Below are 16,750 nucleotides of genomic sequence, written 5' to 3' on the forward strand. Positions count from 1 at the left end.
CCTCTCGGCAACCAGTCGGGCCCGGCACCCTCAGGGGTGCCGGGCCCTTCCGCGTTCCCGCGCCGCGCCGCCGCCGCTAGACCGGCTGGGGTTCGAAGTCCCAGTACGGGCGCTGGCGGCGGCGGACGCTGACGGTGTGGGGGTGCTGGTCGCCCAGTGTCTCGGCGAGCACCCGGATCACTTCCTGCTCCTTCTCCCCCGCTTCCTTTCCGCGCCGCAGCAGGCGCAGGTCGGTGGCGTGGGCCGCCCAGGCGGAGAGGGTCAGGGGGTGCCGGGACCCCAGCACCGCCTCGGCACCGGTGGCGGCCTCCAGACTCAGCTCGGCGGCACCGTCGACGTCACCGGCCAGGGCGCGGGCGCCGGAGGTGTTGAGCGCCGAGCCCACCGTCCACGGGTGCCGCTCCCCCATGGCGACCCGCATCCGGGACAGGGCTCGCTCGGACAGATGCAGCGACTCGTCCCGCTCGCCGAACTCGGCCAGTACGAGGGCCAGGTTGCCGGAGACTCCGGCGGAGAACGGGTGCCCGTCGCCGAGCAGGGTGGTGTGGCCGGCCGCGGCGCGCTCGGCGAGTTCCCTGGCTCGGCCCGGGTCTCCGTGCGAGCGCTGGAGAGTGGCGTAGTCGGCGAGAACGGCGAGCGTGTCCGGGTGTTCGGGGCCGTGGACCTGTTCGGAGCGGACAAGGACGGTCTGCATCAGGGAATCGGCCTGCTGGTACTCGCCTGAGCGGCGCAGACAGAGCGCGAGGTTGTGCTCGGCACGGAGGGTCTGGGGGTGGTGCAGATCCATGATCTGGTGATGCAGACCCACAGTTTTCTTCTGACGGTCCAACGCCTCTGCGTAGCGTCCCAGCCAGCGCATCAGGCTGGCGCAGATGGTGCCGCTCTCCAGCGTCGCCGGGTGGCGAAGCTTGAGAACGCGCTCGCGGGCCTGCAACACGGCAAGGTCCAGCTCCAGGGAGTCCTTGTAGTGCCCCAACTGGGCCAGGACCGCAGAGTAGTTGTGCTGCTGATCGAGAGTGTGCGGGTGCTGCTCGCCGAGGATGTCGCGATAGGCGTCCCACACCTCCTTGAAGAGGTCGCGCGCCTCTCCGTACGCGGCGAGCGCCCACAAGGATCCACCCAATCCCTGCTTGGCGAGGAGGAGTTCACTGCTGTCGGGTGCGTGCTCCTGCAAGAGCGCCACGGAGTTGCGTCCCGCGGCCTCTGCCTCGCGGTAGCGGCCGACCCTGCGCAGCATGATCGCGTGGTAGTAGTCGAGCAGCAGCAGGCTTCGGTCGGTCCGTTGGAAGCGCTGCTGCCAGCGCGGCAGGGCCTTCTGGATCAGCTCGAGCCCGGCCGAGTACTCACCGCGTACGCGCAGGTAGTTGATGCAGTCCAGGATCAGAGACTGGACGTCGCGGTCGCCGCTGTCGAAGACTCCGGCGTGGTCGAGGTGCGGGATGATCTGGGCGTACCGCTCCCACAGGCGGGTGTCGTTGGGGTTGCGCGGTGATGCGCTGACCAGGACCCGGCAGGCTGCGGAGGCGGCCTGTTCCCGCTCGGACTCGGGCATACCGGTGCGCAGGTAGCTGTGGTACAGGTGGTGCATCTGGACGCTCTCGACGCCCTGATCGACCCGCGTCTCCGAGGCTGGGTAGTCCATGCGCATGACCGCGGTCGCCTCGTTGAGCCGGCGCAGGTTGGTGTGCCAGCCGATGGGGTCGGCGGTGAGGGTTTCCAGGTGCGCGGGCAGGTCGCCGGGGCGGGCTGACTGGATCAGACCGACCGGGATGGCGTCCGGGGAGAAGAAGCCGAAGATCTTGAGGAGTTCGGCCGCGTCGGGGTGCTTCTCGCGCAGCATGTTCTGGGTGAGGGACCAGCTGGTCCAGACGCTCTTCTGATAGTCGTCGTCGACGAAGCTGAGCCCGAACTCGTTGGGCCGACCGCTGAGGATGCTGTCGATGTACGGCTCGACGGGCATCGTCTCGTTGATGGCGAGCCAGGACGCCGTCTGGTTGACGAGGAGCGGAAGGTCCTGCACCGCGGCGGCCAGGGAGTCGGCCTGCTCCGTGGTCAGGCGTGGCGCACGGCGGCAGGCGAAGGCGACGCTCTCCCGCCGGGTGAAGGGGTGTACCTCGATCTCCTGGGTGCGGCTGAAGGCCGACCAGTCCCGGGTGAGCGTGGTGATGAGGACGTGTCCCGGTCCGTCGGGAAGCAGGTTCTCGATGCCGTCCACGTTGTCGGCGCCATCGAAAATGAGCAGCCAGTTCCGGTACGGGGTGCCGCTGCGCAGGGCGCTCTGGACCGCGCGGATCCGGTCACCGGTCTCACGGCCTGCGGGAAGCTTGAGCCGGGTGGCGAGTTCGGCGAGCTGCTCACGCGCGGTGCCCGGGTAGCCGGAGTTGACCTGCCAGACGATGTCGTACTCGTTGCGGAAGCGGTACGCGTACTCGCGGCCGATCTGGGTCTTGCCGACCCCTGAGATGCCGCGCAGAACGCAGCGCTCGCCCTCGCTGTCAAGGAAGACCGAGTGGATGCGTTCGAGGATCTCGTCGCGGCCGGTGAAGCGCTCGTTGCGGGGCGGGACGTTCCACTGGGCCTGGTCGTCGTTGGGGAAGCGGGGGCCGCCGTCCGACTCCTCGGTTGCGCGCGGCCGGTCGATGCCGACCCTGCGCATCAGGCGGCGGCCGGCCTCCCGGGCGCTGAGGCCGAGCAGGCTGACGGGGGCGAGGGCCGCGGTGGCGGCGGGCAGGGCGCCGTTGGCGATGTTGACGGCGATGAAGCGGTCGGAGTGCGCCGTGACCACTTCACGCAGGGCCTCCGTCCACTCCCCCGCTGGTCGCGGTCCGAGCCCGAAGTACCAGTCGTCGAGTACGAGCAGAACCCTGCCCGGCGCCTCGAGCAGACCGGTGAGTGCATCGACCAGAGACGTCTCCAGCTCGGGATCCCAGCGCAGCATCGCAGTCCCGATGCCTTCCCGCTCGAGCTGATGCGCGATCCAGGCCGCCCAGGGACGGCTGGATCCGGCGTGACTGATGGTGATGAACTCGGCCATGCGACCGTCTCCCTGTCCCGCTGGCGGTACTGCGAACGATGGGCGTGCGTGGTGGATCGGGGGCTGCTGGCACCGTAATTCATCAGGACACAGCAGTTCTGACGAACCGTCGTCCATCGGCCATTTAGGCCGGAAAGGCCTAGGGCGACGTACCGATCTCGGCCAGCAGTCGGGTCGAGATGTGGCGTATGAGGCGGGCCATGTCGGCGCAGTAGACCGTGGGATGACGGAATCCGCTGTGGGCGAGGTAGCGATGGGCGTAGTTGCCACCGCCGCAGACATCCACCAGCGGGCAGGAGCGACACTCACCGCTCAGGGCGTCACGGCCCAGATGGCGGGCTGCGACCCCCGGGTGCTCCAGCGCCTCGTCGAAGCTGTTGCGGTGGACGTCCAAGCCCGTGACAGGGGCTCCCTCGTACGTGGTCTTGAGGGAGTCGACCTGTTCGATCGCCCCGTCTGTGTCCACGACGACCGCGGCGACCGGTGAGAGGCCCACCACCTCGGTGGCGCTGGGCTGTCCGAGCAGCAACGCGATGATCTCGGCGAACAGCCGGACCCGCACGGTCGGACCCCGGTGCTCCCACCACAGATCGAAGGTCCGGGAGAGCCAGTCCCCGTACGGGGTGGGTCTGCGGTGGGGGAAGCGCAGCGTTCCGGGGTCGGCCGGCGCGACACCCGTCGGCGGGGTGGTCCAGTTGTTGTGGGGCAGCAACAGGTCGAGGCCGGGCGGGTCCATCGCCAGGAGCGAGCTCAGCACGTCTTCCGGATCGTTGCCCAGATCGATCGTGCACAGGATCCCGGCGAAGACGTCGGGGTGGTCCGCCAGCAGTCTGGCCGCGCGAAGGGCCGCGGGCCAGGAGGCTCGGCCTCCTTTAAAGGCACGAAGCCGATTGTGTTGCGCGGTGCCGCCGTCGAGGCTCAGGCCTACGCGGATGCCCGCCGCGCCCAGCTCGGCTAGGACGGCTCGGGTCAGGAGTGTTCCGTTGGTCTGGACTCCGGCCTCGACACGGCACCCCGGGGGCGCCAGTTCACGCACGGCGTCCACATAGCGCACCAGCGGTGCGGCGCCCCCGAGCAGCGGCTCGCCGCCGTGCAGGTCGACTCGGACTAAGGGCAGTCGATGGGTGCGGGCGTGCTCGGCGATCCGCTCAGCCGTGCGCTTCATGATCGCGTCCGAAACGCGTGTGGGGCGGTCCCGCCAACTGCTGTCCGCGCCCTCGTAGATGTAGCAGTACGAGCAGGCGAGGTTGCAGCGGCTGTGCACCTTCAGGACGAACTGGCGGAACGGCACGGGCGCGATGCCGGCGCGACGTAGGGCCGGAACATCCAGGTCCCGAAGCGGCCAAGGGGCCGGCAAATCTGTCCGCGGCCCGTGCAGATCACCGGTGCTCACGCCGAGTCCCGACCGCCGACGGCGGAGAAGGAGCACTGTCCCCGTACACCGCGACCGTCCGCTCCACGCTTCTCGGCCGCGCGATCAGCCCGTCGAGCACAGTCGCCAGGACGGGGTGATCGCTGCGCCGCCGCAGGTCAGCCAGACCGAGGCCCGTGAAGTCCGGGAGGGTCTCGCCCGTAGCGGGGTCGTCCGCGGCGTCCATGTAGACCGCGACGGTCTGCTCCGCGACCCTGGGCCGCGCGATCAGCCCTTCGATCACCGCCCCCAGCACCGGATGATCGCTCCGCCCCCGCAGCTCCGCCAGGTCCAGCCCCGCGTAATCCGGCAGGGACCCACTGGGCTCGCTCGCGGCCGGGCTCAGCACATCGCCTCCTCGTGACAATCGGCTAAGCGGGCATGCCCCGGGGCCCGGTGAGGAAAACACCGGGGGGTCACTGCGTGCCGTCCAGCCGCCGGATCCGGTCATCCGTGCGACGCACCTCGGTCGGGTCGGCCCCCGGGGTGCGGGCCCAGCGTTCGCGGGCCGCGCGGTAGAGGGCCAGGGCGCGGGTGGGGCCGGCGAGGAACTCCAGGACCTCGGCGCGGCCGTGCAGGGCCCGCGCCGCGGTGCGGGGATCGCGGGCTGCCTCGGCCTCCTGGGCGGCGCGCGCGTACGCCTCGTCGGCCCGGACCCACTCCTCGCGCTCCCGGGTGTGCCGGGCCAGGAGCCCGTGCAGGCCTCCGAGTTCGAGCCAGGCGGCGGCGCGCAGGGCCGGCACCTCGGTGTCCCTCAGTGCCTGGTCGAGGGTCCAGCAGGCCTCGTACAGGTCGGCGATCATGGATTCCGCGCCGTAGCGCCGGCGCAGGGCGGCCGCCAGCAGGAGGCGGCGTTCCACGGCCGAGGGATGGCTCGGCGCGGTGTCGGCCACGGCCTCGCGCAGGCTGTTGACCGCTTCGGAGACCCGGTTGGGGTCCTCGGACTCGTCGTGGGCGCGCTGGGACTCCAGCAGCATCTGCCCGTACGAGACGAGCAGCTCGGCTCGCTGGGGGTCGCCCGGTCGTAACAGACTCAGTGCCCGCTTCATCTCCGCCTCGGCCGCGTCGGTGTCCGCCTGGTCGCTGTCACTGTCTCTGTCGCTGTTCCACATCAGCAGTGCGAGTCGTCCGCGCGCCGCGGCCTCGAGCGGGGTGTCGCTCTCGGTCCGTGCCGCGTCGGCGGCTCGCTTCAAGACTGCCCTCTCTGACTCCGATGCGAACGGAGCATCGCTCAGCGCATGTGAGGTCGCCAGGTCGAGGAGGACCCGGGCGAGGGGATTTGCCGCGCCGTCCGCGCCCCCGACGCGCTCCACTCCCGCGGTGAGCGCCGCCGCCGCCCGCATCGCGAGACGGCGCCGTTCCGCGGAGTCGGGGAGGGCGTGCAGGGCGCATCGGAGCAGGGCGCGGCCGAGGGCGAACCAGAGTTCGGCGGGTGGGCTGCCGTCCGGCCAGCGCTCGGTGAGGCGGCTCAGGACGCGGACGGAACGGTCGAGGTGGGTGAGGTCGTCGTCGGGCGAGCGGTCGAGGCGGCTGTCGACGACGGCGGTGTGGAGCACGGCGCAGGACAGGCGGGTGGCGGCGGTCAGGCCCGGAAGGTAGAGGGCGAGTTCGAGCTGGGCCAGGGCCTCGTCGACGAGGTGCTCCCCGTGCTCCCGCAGCTCGGTGGACTCGGGCGGGCGGCGGCGTGCGGCCTCCGCGATCCGTTCCTCGCCCCGGGTCCGCAGCACGCGGGCGAGCGCGATGCGGGCCGCGCCGAGGGCCTCGGGGTCGGGTTCGGTCCGGGCGACGAGGGTGTCGACCTCGCGGCGGGCGACGTCCTCGGCCTCGGCGAGGCGGCGCGGGTCGCGCCATTGCTGCCAGGCGTGCAGCAGGGCGCGGGCGTAGAGGCGGCCGCCGTCGGGGTGGCCGGTGGCGCGGGGGGTGCGCAGCAGGCGCAGGGCTTCGAGGAGGTCGTCGGCGCCGCCGTCGCTCTCGTAGCGGCGCAGGCGCTGTTCGGCGGCGCGCAGCGGGTGGCCGGGCAGTTCGAGGGCGCCGGGGAGTTCGGCGAGGCCGCGTTCGAAGTGGCGCAGGACGAGGTCGGAGACGGTGGCGAAGGGTTCGGGGACGCTGCCGGTGCCGCCGGTGGGGCGGCGTCCGGTGCCTTCGAGGTAGGCGACGACGGCGGCCGGGTAGTTGCGGGCGGCGCGGCCGAAGGTGCGTTCGATGTAGAGGGCGCAGTGTTTGAGGACGAGGGCGGCCTCGCCGGCGCTGAGCCGCTTCAGGAGCAGGGCGCGGACGCGGGGCTTGAAGTCGAACCAGGGGCCGGTGCGGGCCTCCTGCTCGCGGCCGGGCCCGTCGCCGGGCGGGCGCTGGGTGACGAGGCCGCCGAGGAGCACCTCGGCGAGTTCGGCGGGGCCGGTGCCGGGCTGCATGGTGCGCTGGACCAGCCGCATGACGGGCAGGGCGAGGGGGGCGGCGGCGAGGTGGACGGCGAGGTCGCGGGCGGTGGGCGAGGCGGTCTCGTCGAACTCCACGAGCAGCCGCTCGGCCTCGTCCTCCTCGTGACCGCCGGCGTCCGTGTCCGGTACGGGGATCCGGGCGGCGCCGTCGAGCGGTGCGGCGGCGCCGCGCAGTCGCAGTCCGCTCTCGGCCGCGACGAGCCGCGACCAGGTGCCGAGTGCGGCGGGCGTGGGCGTCAGGACGGGGACGTAGGGTCCGGCCACCGTCCTCGCGCCTCGCCTCAGCTCCCTGAACTCCAGCTGGCTGTACGGGCCTTGGCGGCGGGTGAGGGTTCCGGTGCGGGCGGGCAGGGCGGTGCGCTGCCAGAAGCGCTGGGGCAGGGGCTGGAGCACGGCGAGCGGAGCGCCGGTGACCCAGCCGCGCAGCAGACGCTGGAAGGTGCCGTCGCGCCACAGTGGCCCGGTGCAGTCGCTGAGCAGCAGGTGGACGCGCTGCCCCGAGGGGTCGGTGACCTCCTGGGCGGGGCGCAGGACGTGGCCGAGTCCCGGGCGGGCGGTGACGCCGAGGCCGGCGCCGAGCGGGTGCAGGTACTGCACGACGACGTCGCGGAAGGCGCCGACCTGGACGCAGGCGCGGCGCAGGTCGGCGAGGAGTCCGTCCCAGACGGCCATGGCGGGGGCGCCGTCCATGAGCAGGACGAGGTCGGCGGTGCGGCGTCGTACGGGCCTGCGGACGGGGCTCAACAGGCCGACGGTAGCGGTGAGTTCGGCGGTGGCGGTCTCGTCGAGCTCGCTGGGCGCGAAGAGGCCGGGCGGCCGGTAGGCGCGCAGGGGGCGCAGGGCGCGGCGCAGCGCGGGCAGGGCGGGGAGCCCGGACACGGCGGCGGCGCGGGGTGCGGCGCCGGCGGGGGCCGGGTCGGGTGCGGCCGGGCGCAGTTCGGCGAGGGTGACGGGGGCGGGCCGCGGGGCGGTCGCGGGCGGGTCCGCGGATTTGGCCGGATCCGACCGGTGCGGAGGGGGTGCCTCCGGCCGGGCGGGGGGTTCGGCGTCCGGTTCGGGGCCGCTCGGGGCGGGGGCGGAGGGCCGGGGTCCGGTGCGGGACCGGGCCGTGCCGGCGGTCCACCGGGCGAGCCAGAGGGCGTCGGCGAGCTCCCGGGTGTCGAGCGGGGTGCCGGCCTCGGCGAGGGCGCGGACGAGGCGGGTCACGGGGTCGGGGGCGTGCACGCCCGGGGTCCCCCGGCCAGGGGTCGCCGGGGCGGGAGCCGGCGAGCCGGGCGTCGCCGCCCGGCCAGGGGCCGCCCGGCCAGGGGTCGCCCGATCAGAGACCTCCCGATCCCGATCAGAGACCTCCCGATCCGGATCAGAGACCTCCCGGTCGGAGACCTCCTGATCAGGAGCCCGCGAGCCGGAGACCTCCCGACCCAAGCCCTCCGGATCAGGCACTGGCGAGCCTGAGCCCTCCCGGCCCGGACCCTCCGGATCAGGCACTGGCGGGGCCGGGGCCTCGCGGTCCGGAGTCCCCGGGTCGGGAACGTGCGGGTCGGGAAGCTCGGGAGCGGGCACCCGGTCACCGCGTCCGGTCGAGGGGCCGCATCAGTTCGCCCGACAGGCGGGCGCGCGCGGCGCTGTCCGTGTCCCAGCCCGTCTGGCGCACCAGGTGGATGGCGTTGAGCAGCTGGTCGACGGCGAGCACGTCACCGGGGTCGCGGTCGAGGAACTGGTCGATGAGCGCGGCGTGTTCGTCGTCGGCGCCCTCTCCGAAGTGGGCGCGGACCATGCCCGCGAGCCGTTCGGCGTCGGGCGGGGTCATCTCCAGCTGGATGCAGCGGCGGCGCAGCGGAGCGGGGAAGTCGCGTTCCCCGTTGCTCGTCAGGACGATGAACGGGAAGGCCCGGCAGCGCACCCGGCCGTGATGGACCGTCACCTTGGCGCCGTCGTGGGTGAGGACCTCGACGTCCGGGGCGACGTCCGCGATCCGCTCCAGCTCGGGGATGGTGAACTCGCCCTCCTCCAGCACGTTGAGCAGGTCGTTCGGCAGGTCGATGTCGCTCTTGTCGAGCTCGTCGACGAGCAGGACGCGCGGGCGGTCGTAGGCGAGCAGCGCGGTGCCGAGCGGGCCGAGCCGGATGTAGCGTCCGACGTCCGCGATACCGGCGGCGCTGTCCTCGCCGAGCGCGGTGCGGATCTGCAGGTCCTGGAGGCGGCCGATGGCGTCGTACTGGTAGAGCCCCTCGCGCAGGATGCTGCGGCTGACGACCGGCCAGGTGAGGACCCGGCCGAGCTTCAGCTCGTACGCGACGGAGTGCGCGATGGTCGATTTGCCGCTGCCGGGCTGCCCGGTGACGAGGAGCGGTCTGCGCAGGTAGAGCGCGGCGTTGACCAGTTCGCGCTCCTCCGCGCCCGGCCGGTGCATCTGCGCCTGGCGGCTGCGCACCCCGAGCCGGCGGACCGAGGCGCTGTCCAGCTCGCCGGGCGAGGCGAGCGCGGGGGCGCCGTCGAAATCGCGCCAGGGCGGCGGTGGGGGCAGCCGCTCGATGTCGTCGTGCGGGGCTCCGGCGCCCCGGTAGATCAGCCACTCGCTCATGAAGGCCCCCTCCGCGACAGGCTGCCACGAAAATACCGGGCCCGCCGGGCCCTCCCATCGGATTCAAGTCGGCGTGAAGGCATCGCTACGGAGGCGGTTCGAAGGGCCGGGCCGAGGCGGTGGGCAGGGGGTGGTCCGGGCTGTCGTAGAAGAGGATCAGGCCGCGCAGCCAGTCCGTGCCGGACGCGCCGCTGCGGAGTTTCCACAGGCGGCCGGGCAGGGTGCGGACGGATTCGCCGGGGCGGTCGAGGAGGGTGGTGACGCCCTCGTGGAAGCCGTCGCAGGCGTCGCCGCAGCCGTCCTCGTCCCCGTGTCCGTCGGCCCGCCACAGGGCGACCGGGTAGCCCAGGCCGACCGCGCGCTGGACCGCGACGTGGCCGGAGCCCGCCGTCACGCGCTGGCACAGCACCGGGACCGAGTCGTGCGGGGCGCTCTTCAGCTGGGCGCGCCGCAGCGGGGCCGGCGGGCCCGCGGGGCGCAGCAGCCGCAGCCGCTCGGCCCGGTGCAGTCCGCGCCAGCGGGCGCGCCACTGTTCGGCGACGTCGGCGGCGTCGACCAGCTGGGCGCGGCGCTCGATGTCGCGCAGCATCACGGGCCGGTCGATGCCCATGGGGCTGTGCGGCGCGCTGGGCCGGGCGTCCTCCCGTATCTCCCACTCGGCGACGGCGGCGGCGAACTCGGTGCCGGGCAGGGCCACTTCGAGGGGTACGGGATCGTCGTCGGCCCGGGTCGCGTCGGCGGCCTCCAGGACGCCGACGAGTGCGTCGAGCGCGCTCTCGCGGGCCTGCGCGAAGGGCTGTCCGTCGGTGGGCGGCGTCCGGGCGAGCTCCCAGCGGCCGTCCTCGTAGCCCTTGTAGAGGGACCAGACGTACTGCTGCACCTCCTCCTCGCCCTCGTCGAAGTACGGGGTGGAGGGGGCGTGGTCGAACTCCAGGAGGACGGCGCGCGGGCGCGGGCGCAGGGTGCCGAGCTGTCCGCGCTGCTTGGCGTCCAGGGCGTGGCCGCGCTTCATGACGGACTCGTAGAGCTCACGCGCGCGTGCCGCCGCCTCCGGTTCGGCGGAGTGCTTGGAGATCCACTTCGCCACGAGGACGAGGTAGCTGAGGTGGACGGCGAGGTCGCCCTCGCCGCCGAAGCCGTGCAGCATGCCGAGTCCGTCGCGCCAGCCGACGGGGGCGACGGAGTGGGCCACGGTCCGGTCCAGGGCCTCGGCCGCGAGTTCGCGCACGGTCGCGGAGGTGCTGGGCGGGGGCATCGCGCCGAGCTGGTGCAGGGCCTCCAGGCGGTCGAGCACGCCCCAGGAGCCGCGCCGCCTGGGCAGGGCGCGCTGGGCGTCGACCCAGGTGGGTTCGCCGTTGCCGTGCTCGGGGTGCTGGCGGTGCCAGTGCCAGTCGTCGTGGCGCCGCATCAGCTCCTCGTACGGGTCGGGGCCGAGGTCGGGGGCGCCGTCGAGGTGCGCGGCGGCGGTCAGCGCGCGCAGGCCGCTCACGGCGACGGCGATCCCGGAGCCGCCTTCGCGGAAGCGCGCCTTGACGACACCGACGATCTCGCCGCGCTCCAGGTCGACGAGCGGCCCGCCGGAGGTGCCGGGGCGCATGTCGGCCCGCAGCTCGAACTTGATCCGGGTGCCGGTCGTGCCGCCGTAGCCGCAGGAGAGGCTCTCGGGTTCGCTGTGGCCGGGCACGCCGGAGGGGTGCGCGAAGCGGCCGACGATGCCGCCGCTGCCGAACTCGCCCGGCGGCCGGTCGGTGAGCCACGCGCAGCGCTCCCGGTCCATCGGGTCGAGCAGGGCGACCAGCGCCAGGTCCGGGCCGCTCCTGTCGGTGGCCGGGGCCGCCATGTCGGCCTCGGACACGAGGAGGTCGGTGGCGCTGTCGGGGCCGTGCGGGCCGGAGCGGGCGGCCCGGGGCAGCGGCATGGAGTACGCGACCCGGCCGCGCAGCACCCGTCCGTCCACGTAGACGCCGACGTCGGTGCCGTCGGGGCGCACGGCGCGGCGGGCCCGCCGCCCCGGCCCGTCGACCAGCACGTGCGCGCAGGTCAGCACCCAGCCGGGGGCCACGAGGAAGCCGCTGCCCCACAGGGCGCGCGAGCCGCGCTGGGCGACGATCGGCAATCCGTCGTCGGAGGGTGGCGGAGCCCCGAGCCCTACGGTCGCCTCCTCGGTCAGCTGCCACAGCTCTCCGCGGTCCGGAGGGGTCGCCATCAGGCCCCGGCCCGGCTGTCGCCTTCCTCGGCACCGTCGCCCGGGGCGGGGCCCGGCACGGGTGCCGGGCCCGCGTCGGTGTCGGCGGCGGCGCGGCGGGCGGCCCGGCGGTCGGCGTGGTGCCAGGTCAGGGTGATCGACAGATTGGCCTTCGCCTCGCCGTCGGCGAGCACCGCGACGGCCTTGCCCGGCTTGGCGCTGACCTCGATGCCGAACGTCACCGCGGTCTCGTCCGGCGCGACCGCGGCCGTGGCCGTACGGACCGAGCGGGCGACGCCCTCGACGGTCTCCTTGAGGCCCTCGACGCGGGTGACCACGTTCTCCCACAGGCCGACGTCCTCGTAGAGGTCGTCGTAGTCGTCCTGCCCGCCGAGGCGCGGCAGGTTCGAGGCCCGGACCCAGACCTCCGTGCCGTCCGGCAGCCGCACCGGCCGTATCGCGTCCCCCATGGCGCACTCCCCCGTCGCCGCGGCGCACCATGTCCCGTACGCCCCACCGGTATTGATGAGTCATCAGGCTAGCTCGCGGGGGCGGCCGGGGCGAGAGCGCACGGTCGTCGCCCGGTGCCCGTCCGTGACCCGCCGGGCCGCGCCTATCCTGGCAGGGACAACGCACCACGAGCAGGACGAGCAGCACGGAGCACCCCTTGTACTTCACCGACCGTGGCATCGAAGAGCTGGAGAAGCGGCGCGGCGAGGAGGAGGTCACCTTCGAGTGGCTGGCCGAGCAGCTGCGGACGTTCGTCGATCTGAACCCGGACTTCGAGGTGCCGGTGGAGCGCCTGGCCACGTGGCTGGCGCGGCTGGACGACGACGAGGACGAGGAGTAGACGAGGAGTAGGGGCGAGGCAGGGCGCGGAGCGGGACGGCGGGCAGGGGTCCGTCGGCGGCGGGCAGGGGTCCGTCGGCGGCGGGTACGGGGCCGCCGGTGGCGGGTACGGGGCCGCCGGTGGCGGGTACGGGGCCGCCGGTGGCGGGTACGGGGCCGGGCGGGCGTCAGTCGCGGGCCGAGCGCATCCGGTCGTACGCGAGACCGAGCGCGCCGTGCGCGAGCAGCACCGCGCCCGCCGTGAGCCAGCCCCCGCTGCGCCGGCGCAGGCCGTGCAGGGCGAGCGGGAGACCGGCGGCGAGCTGTGCGGCGGCGAGGCAGCGGGCCTTGGGGCCGCGCAGCCAGGGGCCGATGCCGGTGCCCTCGACGACGTCGAGTTCGGCGTGCATCGCGTCGCGCCAGCCGGACCAGGAGACGGGTTCGGCGTCCGGCCGGCTCCGCGCGGCCTCGCGGAGCCGGTCGGCGGGTTCGCCGGGGGCCAGGCCCGCGGGGAGGGCGAGGCCGGTGCGGCTGAGCACCGCGAGCAGGCCGAGCATCCGGGCGCGGGCGTCGGAGGCGCTGTCGGGTTCGGTGAGCGCGTCGAGCGACTGCATGTCGAGCACCGGGTCGAGGCCGAGGCGGGCGGCGAAAGTCCGCATGGCCTCGTCCTCGCCGGCCGGGGTGCCGTTCGCGAGCCACACGTAGCCGACGGGGCGGCGGAATCCGGACGCGAGCGTGAAGCCGCTGCGGTCCGCGTCCCACCACAGCGCGAGGGCCGGCCAGGGCGCGCCGACGGCGAGGGCGCCGGCCCAGCCGCCGAGGATCCGCTCGATCGGTTCACCGGTGCCGTCGGTGGCGCCCGCGGCGTCTACGGTGTCCGCGCCGTCCAGCCAGGGCTTGGTCTCCGGCACGAGGACGCTCCAGCCGCGGCCGGCCTGCGCGAGGAGCATGCGCCGGCGCAGAAGATGGGCGGCGGGGCCGACCACGGCGGGTTCGGCGCGGCACAGCAGCAGGGCTCCGGCGGGTTCCGGGGACGACGACATGGGCTCACGCTAGGTCAATTTGTCAGGGTTCGGCCAGAAATGGCGGCCGGGCGGGTGGGGCGGGGAGGCGTCGCTCGTGCGGGTGAGCCCGGCGGAGCTCTGCCGCGACAGTCTTGACTTCCCGTATCCGCGATATATCGTGTTTGACAGAGGACGCGATATGGCGCGTTCACGGTGGAGGAGGTCGCACCATGCCCGAGTGGTCCGTCGCGGAGCCGCAGAAGCTCGTCTTCGACGAGCCGGTGAGGGCGCTGCATGTGCGCGTGGTGAACGGGACGGTGAACGTGGTGGGCACCGACGACCCGACCGCCCGCCTGGAGGTCTCGGAGATCGAGGGACCGCCGCTGATGGTGACCCAGCGGGACGGGGTCCTGTCGGTCGCGTACGACGACCTGCCCTGGAAGGGCTTCCTGAAATGGCTCGACCGCAGAGGCTGGCACCGCAGCGCGGTCGTCACCCTCACCGTGCCCACGGGGTCCAGGGTCGAGGTGGGCGTGGTCGGGGCCGGCGCGGTGGTCTCCGGCATCGAGGGGCACACGGAGATCAAGGGCGTCTCCGGTGACACGACGCTGGTGGGCGTCACGGGCCCGGTGCGCACGAGCACGGTCTCCGGCAGCGTGGAGGCCCAGGCGGTGACGGGCGACCTGCGGTTCAACTCGGTCTCGGGCGATCTGACGGTCGTCGAGGGCTCCGGTTCCTTCGTGAAGGCGGACACCGTCAGCGGCGCGATGATCGTGGACCTGGACCCGGCGGGCCCGACCGACGTCAGCCTGACCAGCGTGTCCGGCGAGATCGCCATCCGCATCCCGCACCCGGCGGACACGCAGGTGGAGGCGAACACGACGAGCGGCGCGGTGTCCAACGCGTTCGACGGCCTGCGCGTCTCCGGCCAGTGGGGCGCCCATAAGATCACCGGGAGGCTCGGTGCGGGCACCGGCAGCCTCAAGGCGACCACGGTCTCCGGCTCCATCGCGCTGCTGCGCCGGCCTCCGGGCGAGGACGACCCGTTCGACGGAGAGACCGGGCCGCACACCCCCGCCGACGACACCGGCGACGCTGACAAGAAGGTGCTCTGACATGCCCCCCGTCTTCGCCCACGGCCGCCTGCGCCTGTACCTCCTGAAGCTGCTCGACGAGGCGCCGCGCCACGGCTACGAGGTGATCCGGCTCCTCGAAGAGCGTTTCCAGGGGCTGTACGCGCCGTCGGCGGGCACCGTCTATCCCCGGCTGGCCAAGCTGGAGTCCGAGGGGCTTGTCACCCACACCACCGAGGGCGGCCGGAAGGTCTACGCGATCACGGACGCGGGCCGGGCCGAGCTGGCCGACCGCAGCGGGGAGCTGGCCGACCTGGAGCTGGAGATCCGCGAGTCCGTGGCCGAGCTGGCCGCCGAGATCCGCGACGACGTACGGGGAGCGGCGGGCGATCTGCGCCGCGAGGTGCGGGCCGCGACATCGAAGGCCGGCGGCGCCCCGGGCACCGGGGCCGGACCGGGGATCGGCCTCGGCGGACTGGGGGACGTGACGGACCACGAGTCCTGGCGCGCCGCCAAGGAGGAGCTGCGCCGGGCCAAGCAGGAGTGGAAGGAGCAGGCGCGGCGCGCGAAGGACGAGAGCCGCCGGGCCCGCGAGGAGGCCCAGCGGGCGCGCCGCCAGGCCAAGGAGACGCAGGACAAGGTGCGGGCGCAGGCGCAGGAGGAGTTCCAGCGCATGGCCAAGCGGGTGCAGGACCACTTCGCGCGGGGCGACTGGCCGACGGGGGTCCGCGAGGGGCTGTCCGAGCTGGCCCGGGAGTTCGGCGAGTTCGGCAAGACCTTCGGTAAGGAATCGGGCCGACCGCGGCCTCAGGGGGAGGCGCCGGACGGCAAGGAGAGTGCGGGCTCGGGCTCGGCCGGAGGCGCGGGCGGGGCTGCCGGTGCGGGCTCGGGCTCGGCCGGAGGCGCGGGCGGGGCTGCCGGTGCGGCTTCAGGCTCTGACGCCGGGACCGGCAGTGGGGCGGGGTCCGACGCCGAGGCCGGGTCCGACAGCTCCGCGCGCTCAGGCGGCGCCGGTCCGACGTACCGTCCGGCCTCGGAGGAGATCCCGGTCGAGTACATCCCGTCCTGGGCCACGGCCGAGGACAGCACCGGCGATCCGGCCCGCGACCTGGACCGCCTCCTGGACCGGTTCCGCGACGACATCCGCGACGCGGCCCGCGACCACGGCGTCTCCCCCACTCAGCTCCAGGAGGCCCGCCGCAGACTCTCGGAGGCGGCGGCCCACATCGGGGCGGCGCTCAGGGCTCCGCGAGGGTAGGAGAGGAAGGGTGAGGCGGCCTCAGCTCGCCGCCTCCCCGCGCCCGTCCCCGCCCCCGTCCGAGTCCGGGTCCGAGTCCGAGTCTGCGTCCGGGTCCGAGGCCGCGTCCGAGTCGGAGCCGTAGAGGACCCGTTCCACCCCGGACACGGTCACGCCGTGCGCGGCCAGGACCTCCATGGGCGTGCCGGGACGGGTCGCGAGGGCGAGGAGGAGGTGCTGGTCACCGATGGAGCGGTCGCGGTGGGCCAGGGCGATCCGCAGGGAGGACTCCAGGACGCCCTTGGCCTCCTTGGTGAACGGGCGGCGTCCGCCGAGCCGCCGCCCACCGGTCAGGGCGCCGACGCCATGGGTCTCCTCGACTCGGGAGACGATCTCGTCGAGGTCGATGCCGAGCCCGGCGAGGGCCTCGGCGTCCGCCTGTGAGAGTCCGGCCCGGCGCCGCGCCGAGGTCAGGTCCTGCCCGATCGCCGCGCGCCGCGCGTCCGTGGCGGCGCCGAGCGCGCCCAGGGCGAAGGCCGCCCGGGTGCCACGGGCCTCCAGGAGGGCGAGCAGCAGATGCCCCTCGTCGACCTGCGGGGCGCGTTCCTGCTCGGCCTTGTCGACGGCGCCGCGCACGACATCGCGGGCGCCCTTGGTGAACCGTTCGAACATCATCGCCTCCCGTGCTTCTTGTGCACGGCCTGCCGGCTGACGCCCAGCTCGGCCGCGATCTCCTGCCACGACCAGCCCTGCCGACGCGCGCTACGCACCTGTACCGCTTCCAGCTGTTCCAGCAGTCGCCGCAGTGCGGCGACCGCCCGCAATCCGACCCGCGGGTCGCGGGCGCCCGCCTGCTCGGCGAGATCCGTTGCCTCGGTCATGGTGTCAATGTAAGTTGACACCACCTGACCGTCAACCCCAGTTGACACGACGGGCACGAAGAAGGGGCGCCCACC

General features: G+C 73.8%; 13 protein-coding genes. 3 read left to right on the forward strand and 10 right to left on the reverse strand.

The window, feature by feature from the left end:
• Positions 1 to 76: 76 nt before the first annotated feature.
• The 7 genes from fxsT to IAG42_RS11395 all read right to left on the reverse strand — a co-directional run bounded on the left by fxsT (position 77) and on the right by IAG42_RS11395 (position 12,122).
• Entirely contained in the window at positions 77 to 3,034 is a 2,958-nt protein-coding gene (gene fxsT / locus IAG42_RS11365) for an FxSxx-COOH system tetratricopeptide repeat protein (protein ID WP_188336902.1), read from the reverse strand.
• Positions 3,035 to 3,173: 139 nt separating this feature from the next.
• On the reverse strand, positions 3,174 to 4,391 hold the full coding sequence (locus IAG42_RS11370) for an FxsB family cyclophane-forming radical SAM/SPASM peptide maturase (protein WP_394811283.1): 1,218 nt from the start codon (positions 4,389 to 4,391) through the stop codon (positions 3,174 to 3,176).
• A gap of 22 nt (positions 4,392 to 4,413) precedes the next feature.
• Positions 4,414 to 4,794 (reverse strand): hypothetical protein, encoded by a 381-nt coding sequence (locus IAG42_RS11375; RefSeq protein WP_188336903.1) that lies wholly within the window; start codon positions 4,792 to 4,794, stop codon positions 4,414 to 4,416.
• Between the two features lie 67 nt (positions 4,795 to 4,861).
• On the reverse strand, positions 4,862 to 8,107 hold the full coding sequence (locus tag IAG42_RS11380) for an SAV_2336 N-terminal domain-related protein (protein ID WP_188336904.1): 3,246 nt from the start codon (positions 8,105 to 8,107) through the stop codon (positions 4,862 to 4,864).
• A 343-nt stretch (positions 8,108 to 8,450) separates the two neighbouring features.
• Positions 8,451 to 9,467: an AAA family ATPase gene (locus tag IAG42_RS11385; RefSeq protein ID WP_188336905.1), complete on the reverse strand. Its 1,017-nt coding sequence runs from the start codon at positions 9,465 to 9,467 to the stop codon at positions 8,451 to 8,453.
• An 85-nt stretch (positions 9,468 to 9,552) separates the two neighbouring features.
• Positions 9,553 to 11,673 (reverse strand): VMAP-C domain-containing protein, encoded by a 2,121-nt coding sequence (locus IAG42_RS11390; protein WP_188336906.1) that lies wholly within the window; start codon positions 11,671 to 11,673, stop codon positions 9,553 to 9,555.
• Positions 11,673 to 12,122: a CU044_2847 family protein gene (locus IAG42_RS11395; protein ID WP_223205947.1), complete on the reverse strand. Its 450-nt coding sequence runs from the start codon at positions 12,120 to 12,122 to the stop codon at positions 11,673 to 11,675. The genes IAG42_RS11390 and IAG42_RS11395 overlap by 1 nt, the downstream gene beginning before the upstream one ends.
• 197 nt (positions 12,123 to 12,319) lie before the next feature.
• On the opposite strand from IAG42_RS11395, the gene IAG42_RS11400 reads away from it, so the two are divergent.
• Complete coding sequence (locus IAG42_RS11400; RefSeq protein ID WP_018571400.1) at positions 12,320 to 12,502, forward strand: DUF6104 family protein; 183 nt, start codon at positions 12,320 to 12,322, stop codon at positions 12,500 to 12,502.
• Positions 12,503 to 12,668: 166 nt separating this feature from the next.
• On the opposite strand, the gene IAG42_RS11405 is transcribed toward IAG42_RS11400, so the two are convergent.
• Positions 12,669 to 13,523 (reverse strand): hypothetical protein, encoded by an 855-nt coding sequence (locus IAG42_RS11405; RefSeq protein WP_188336907.1) that lies wholly within the window; start codon positions 13,521 to 13,523, stop codon positions 12,669 to 12,671.
• Positions 13,524 to 13,714: 191 nt separating this feature from the next.
• On the opposite strand from IAG42_RS11405, the gene IAG42_RS11410 reads away from it, so the two are divergent.
• Both IAG42_RS11410 and IAG42_RS11415 read left to right on the forward strand, forming a co-directional pair.
• Complete coding sequence (locus IAG42_RS11410) at positions 13,715 to 14,599, forward strand: DUF4097 family beta strand repeat-containing protein (RefSeq protein ID WP_188336908.1); 885 nt, start codon at positions 13,715 to 13,717, stop codon at positions 14,597 to 14,599.
• A 1-nt stretch (position 14,600) separates the two neighbouring features.
• Complete coding sequence (locus IAG42_RS11415; protein ID WP_188336909.1) at positions 14,601 to 15,815, forward strand: PadR family transcriptional regulator; 1,215 nt, start codon at positions 14,601 to 14,603, stop codon at positions 15,813 to 15,815.
• Positions 15,816 to 15,836: 21 nt separating this feature from the next.
• Here the strand turns inward: IAG42_RS11415 and IAG42_RS11420 are convergent, their stop codons facing one another.
• Entirely contained in the window at positions 15,837 to 16,466 is a 630-nt protein-coding gene (locus IAG42_RS11420; RefSeq protein WP_188341317.1) for a Clp protease N-terminal domain-containing protein, read from the reverse strand.
• Positions 16,466 to 16,675: a helix-turn-helix domain-containing protein gene (locus IAG42_RS11425; protein ID WP_188336910.1), complete on the reverse strand. Its 210-nt coding sequence runs from the start codon at positions 16,673 to 16,675 to the stop codon at positions 16,466 to 16,468. Before IAG42_RS11425 ends, IAG42_RS11420 begins: the two co-directional genes overlap by 1 nt.
• Positions 16,676 to 16,750: the final 75 nt, after the last annotated feature.

Origin of the sequence: Streptomyces xanthii, from assembly GCF_014621695.1 — a bacterium.
Classification (GTDB): Bacteria; Actinomycetota; Actinomycetes; order Streptomycetales; family Streptomycetaceae; genus Streptomyces; species Streptomyces xanthii.

Bases quoted from the DNA above. Each gene is read 5' to 3' on its own strand.
- fxsT (WP_188336902.1), bottom strand. From the start codon at position 3,034: ATGGCCGAGTTCATCACCATCAGTCACGCCGGATCCAGCCGTCCCTGG.
- IAG42_RS11385 (WP_188336905.1), bottom strand. From the start codon at position 9,467: ATGAGCGAGTGGCTGATCTACCGGGGCGCCGGAGCCCCGCACGACGAC.
- IAG42_RS11390 (WP_188336906.1), bottom strand. From the start codon at position 11,673: ATGGCGACCCCTCCGGACCGCGGAGAGCTGTGGCAGCTGACCGAGGAG.
- IAG42_RS11395 (WP_223205947.1), bottom strand. From the start codon at position 12,122: ATGGGGGACGCGATACGGCCGGTGCGGCTGCCGGACGGCACGGAGGTC.
- IAG42_RS11405 (WP_188336907.1), bottom strand. From the start codon at position 13,523: ATGTCGTCGTCCCCGGAACCCGCCGGAGCCCTGCTGCTGTGCCGCGCC.
- IAG42_RS11410 (WP_188336908.1), top strand. From the start codon at position 13,715: ATGCCCGAGTGGTCCGTCGCGGAGCCGCAGAAGCTCGTCTTCGACGAG.
- IAG42_RS11415 (WP_188336909.1), top strand. From the start codon at position 14,601: ATGCCCCCCGTCTTCGCCCACGGCCGCCTGCGCCTGTACCTCCTGAAG.
- IAG42_RS11420 (WP_188341317.1), bottom strand. From the start codon at position 16,466: ATGTTCGAACGGTTCACCAAGGGCGCCCGCGATGTCGTGCGCGGCGCC.
- IAG42_RS11425 (WP_188336910.1), bottom strand. From the start codon at position 16,675: ATGACCGAGGCAACGGATCTCGCCGAGCAGGCGGGCGCCCGCGACCCG.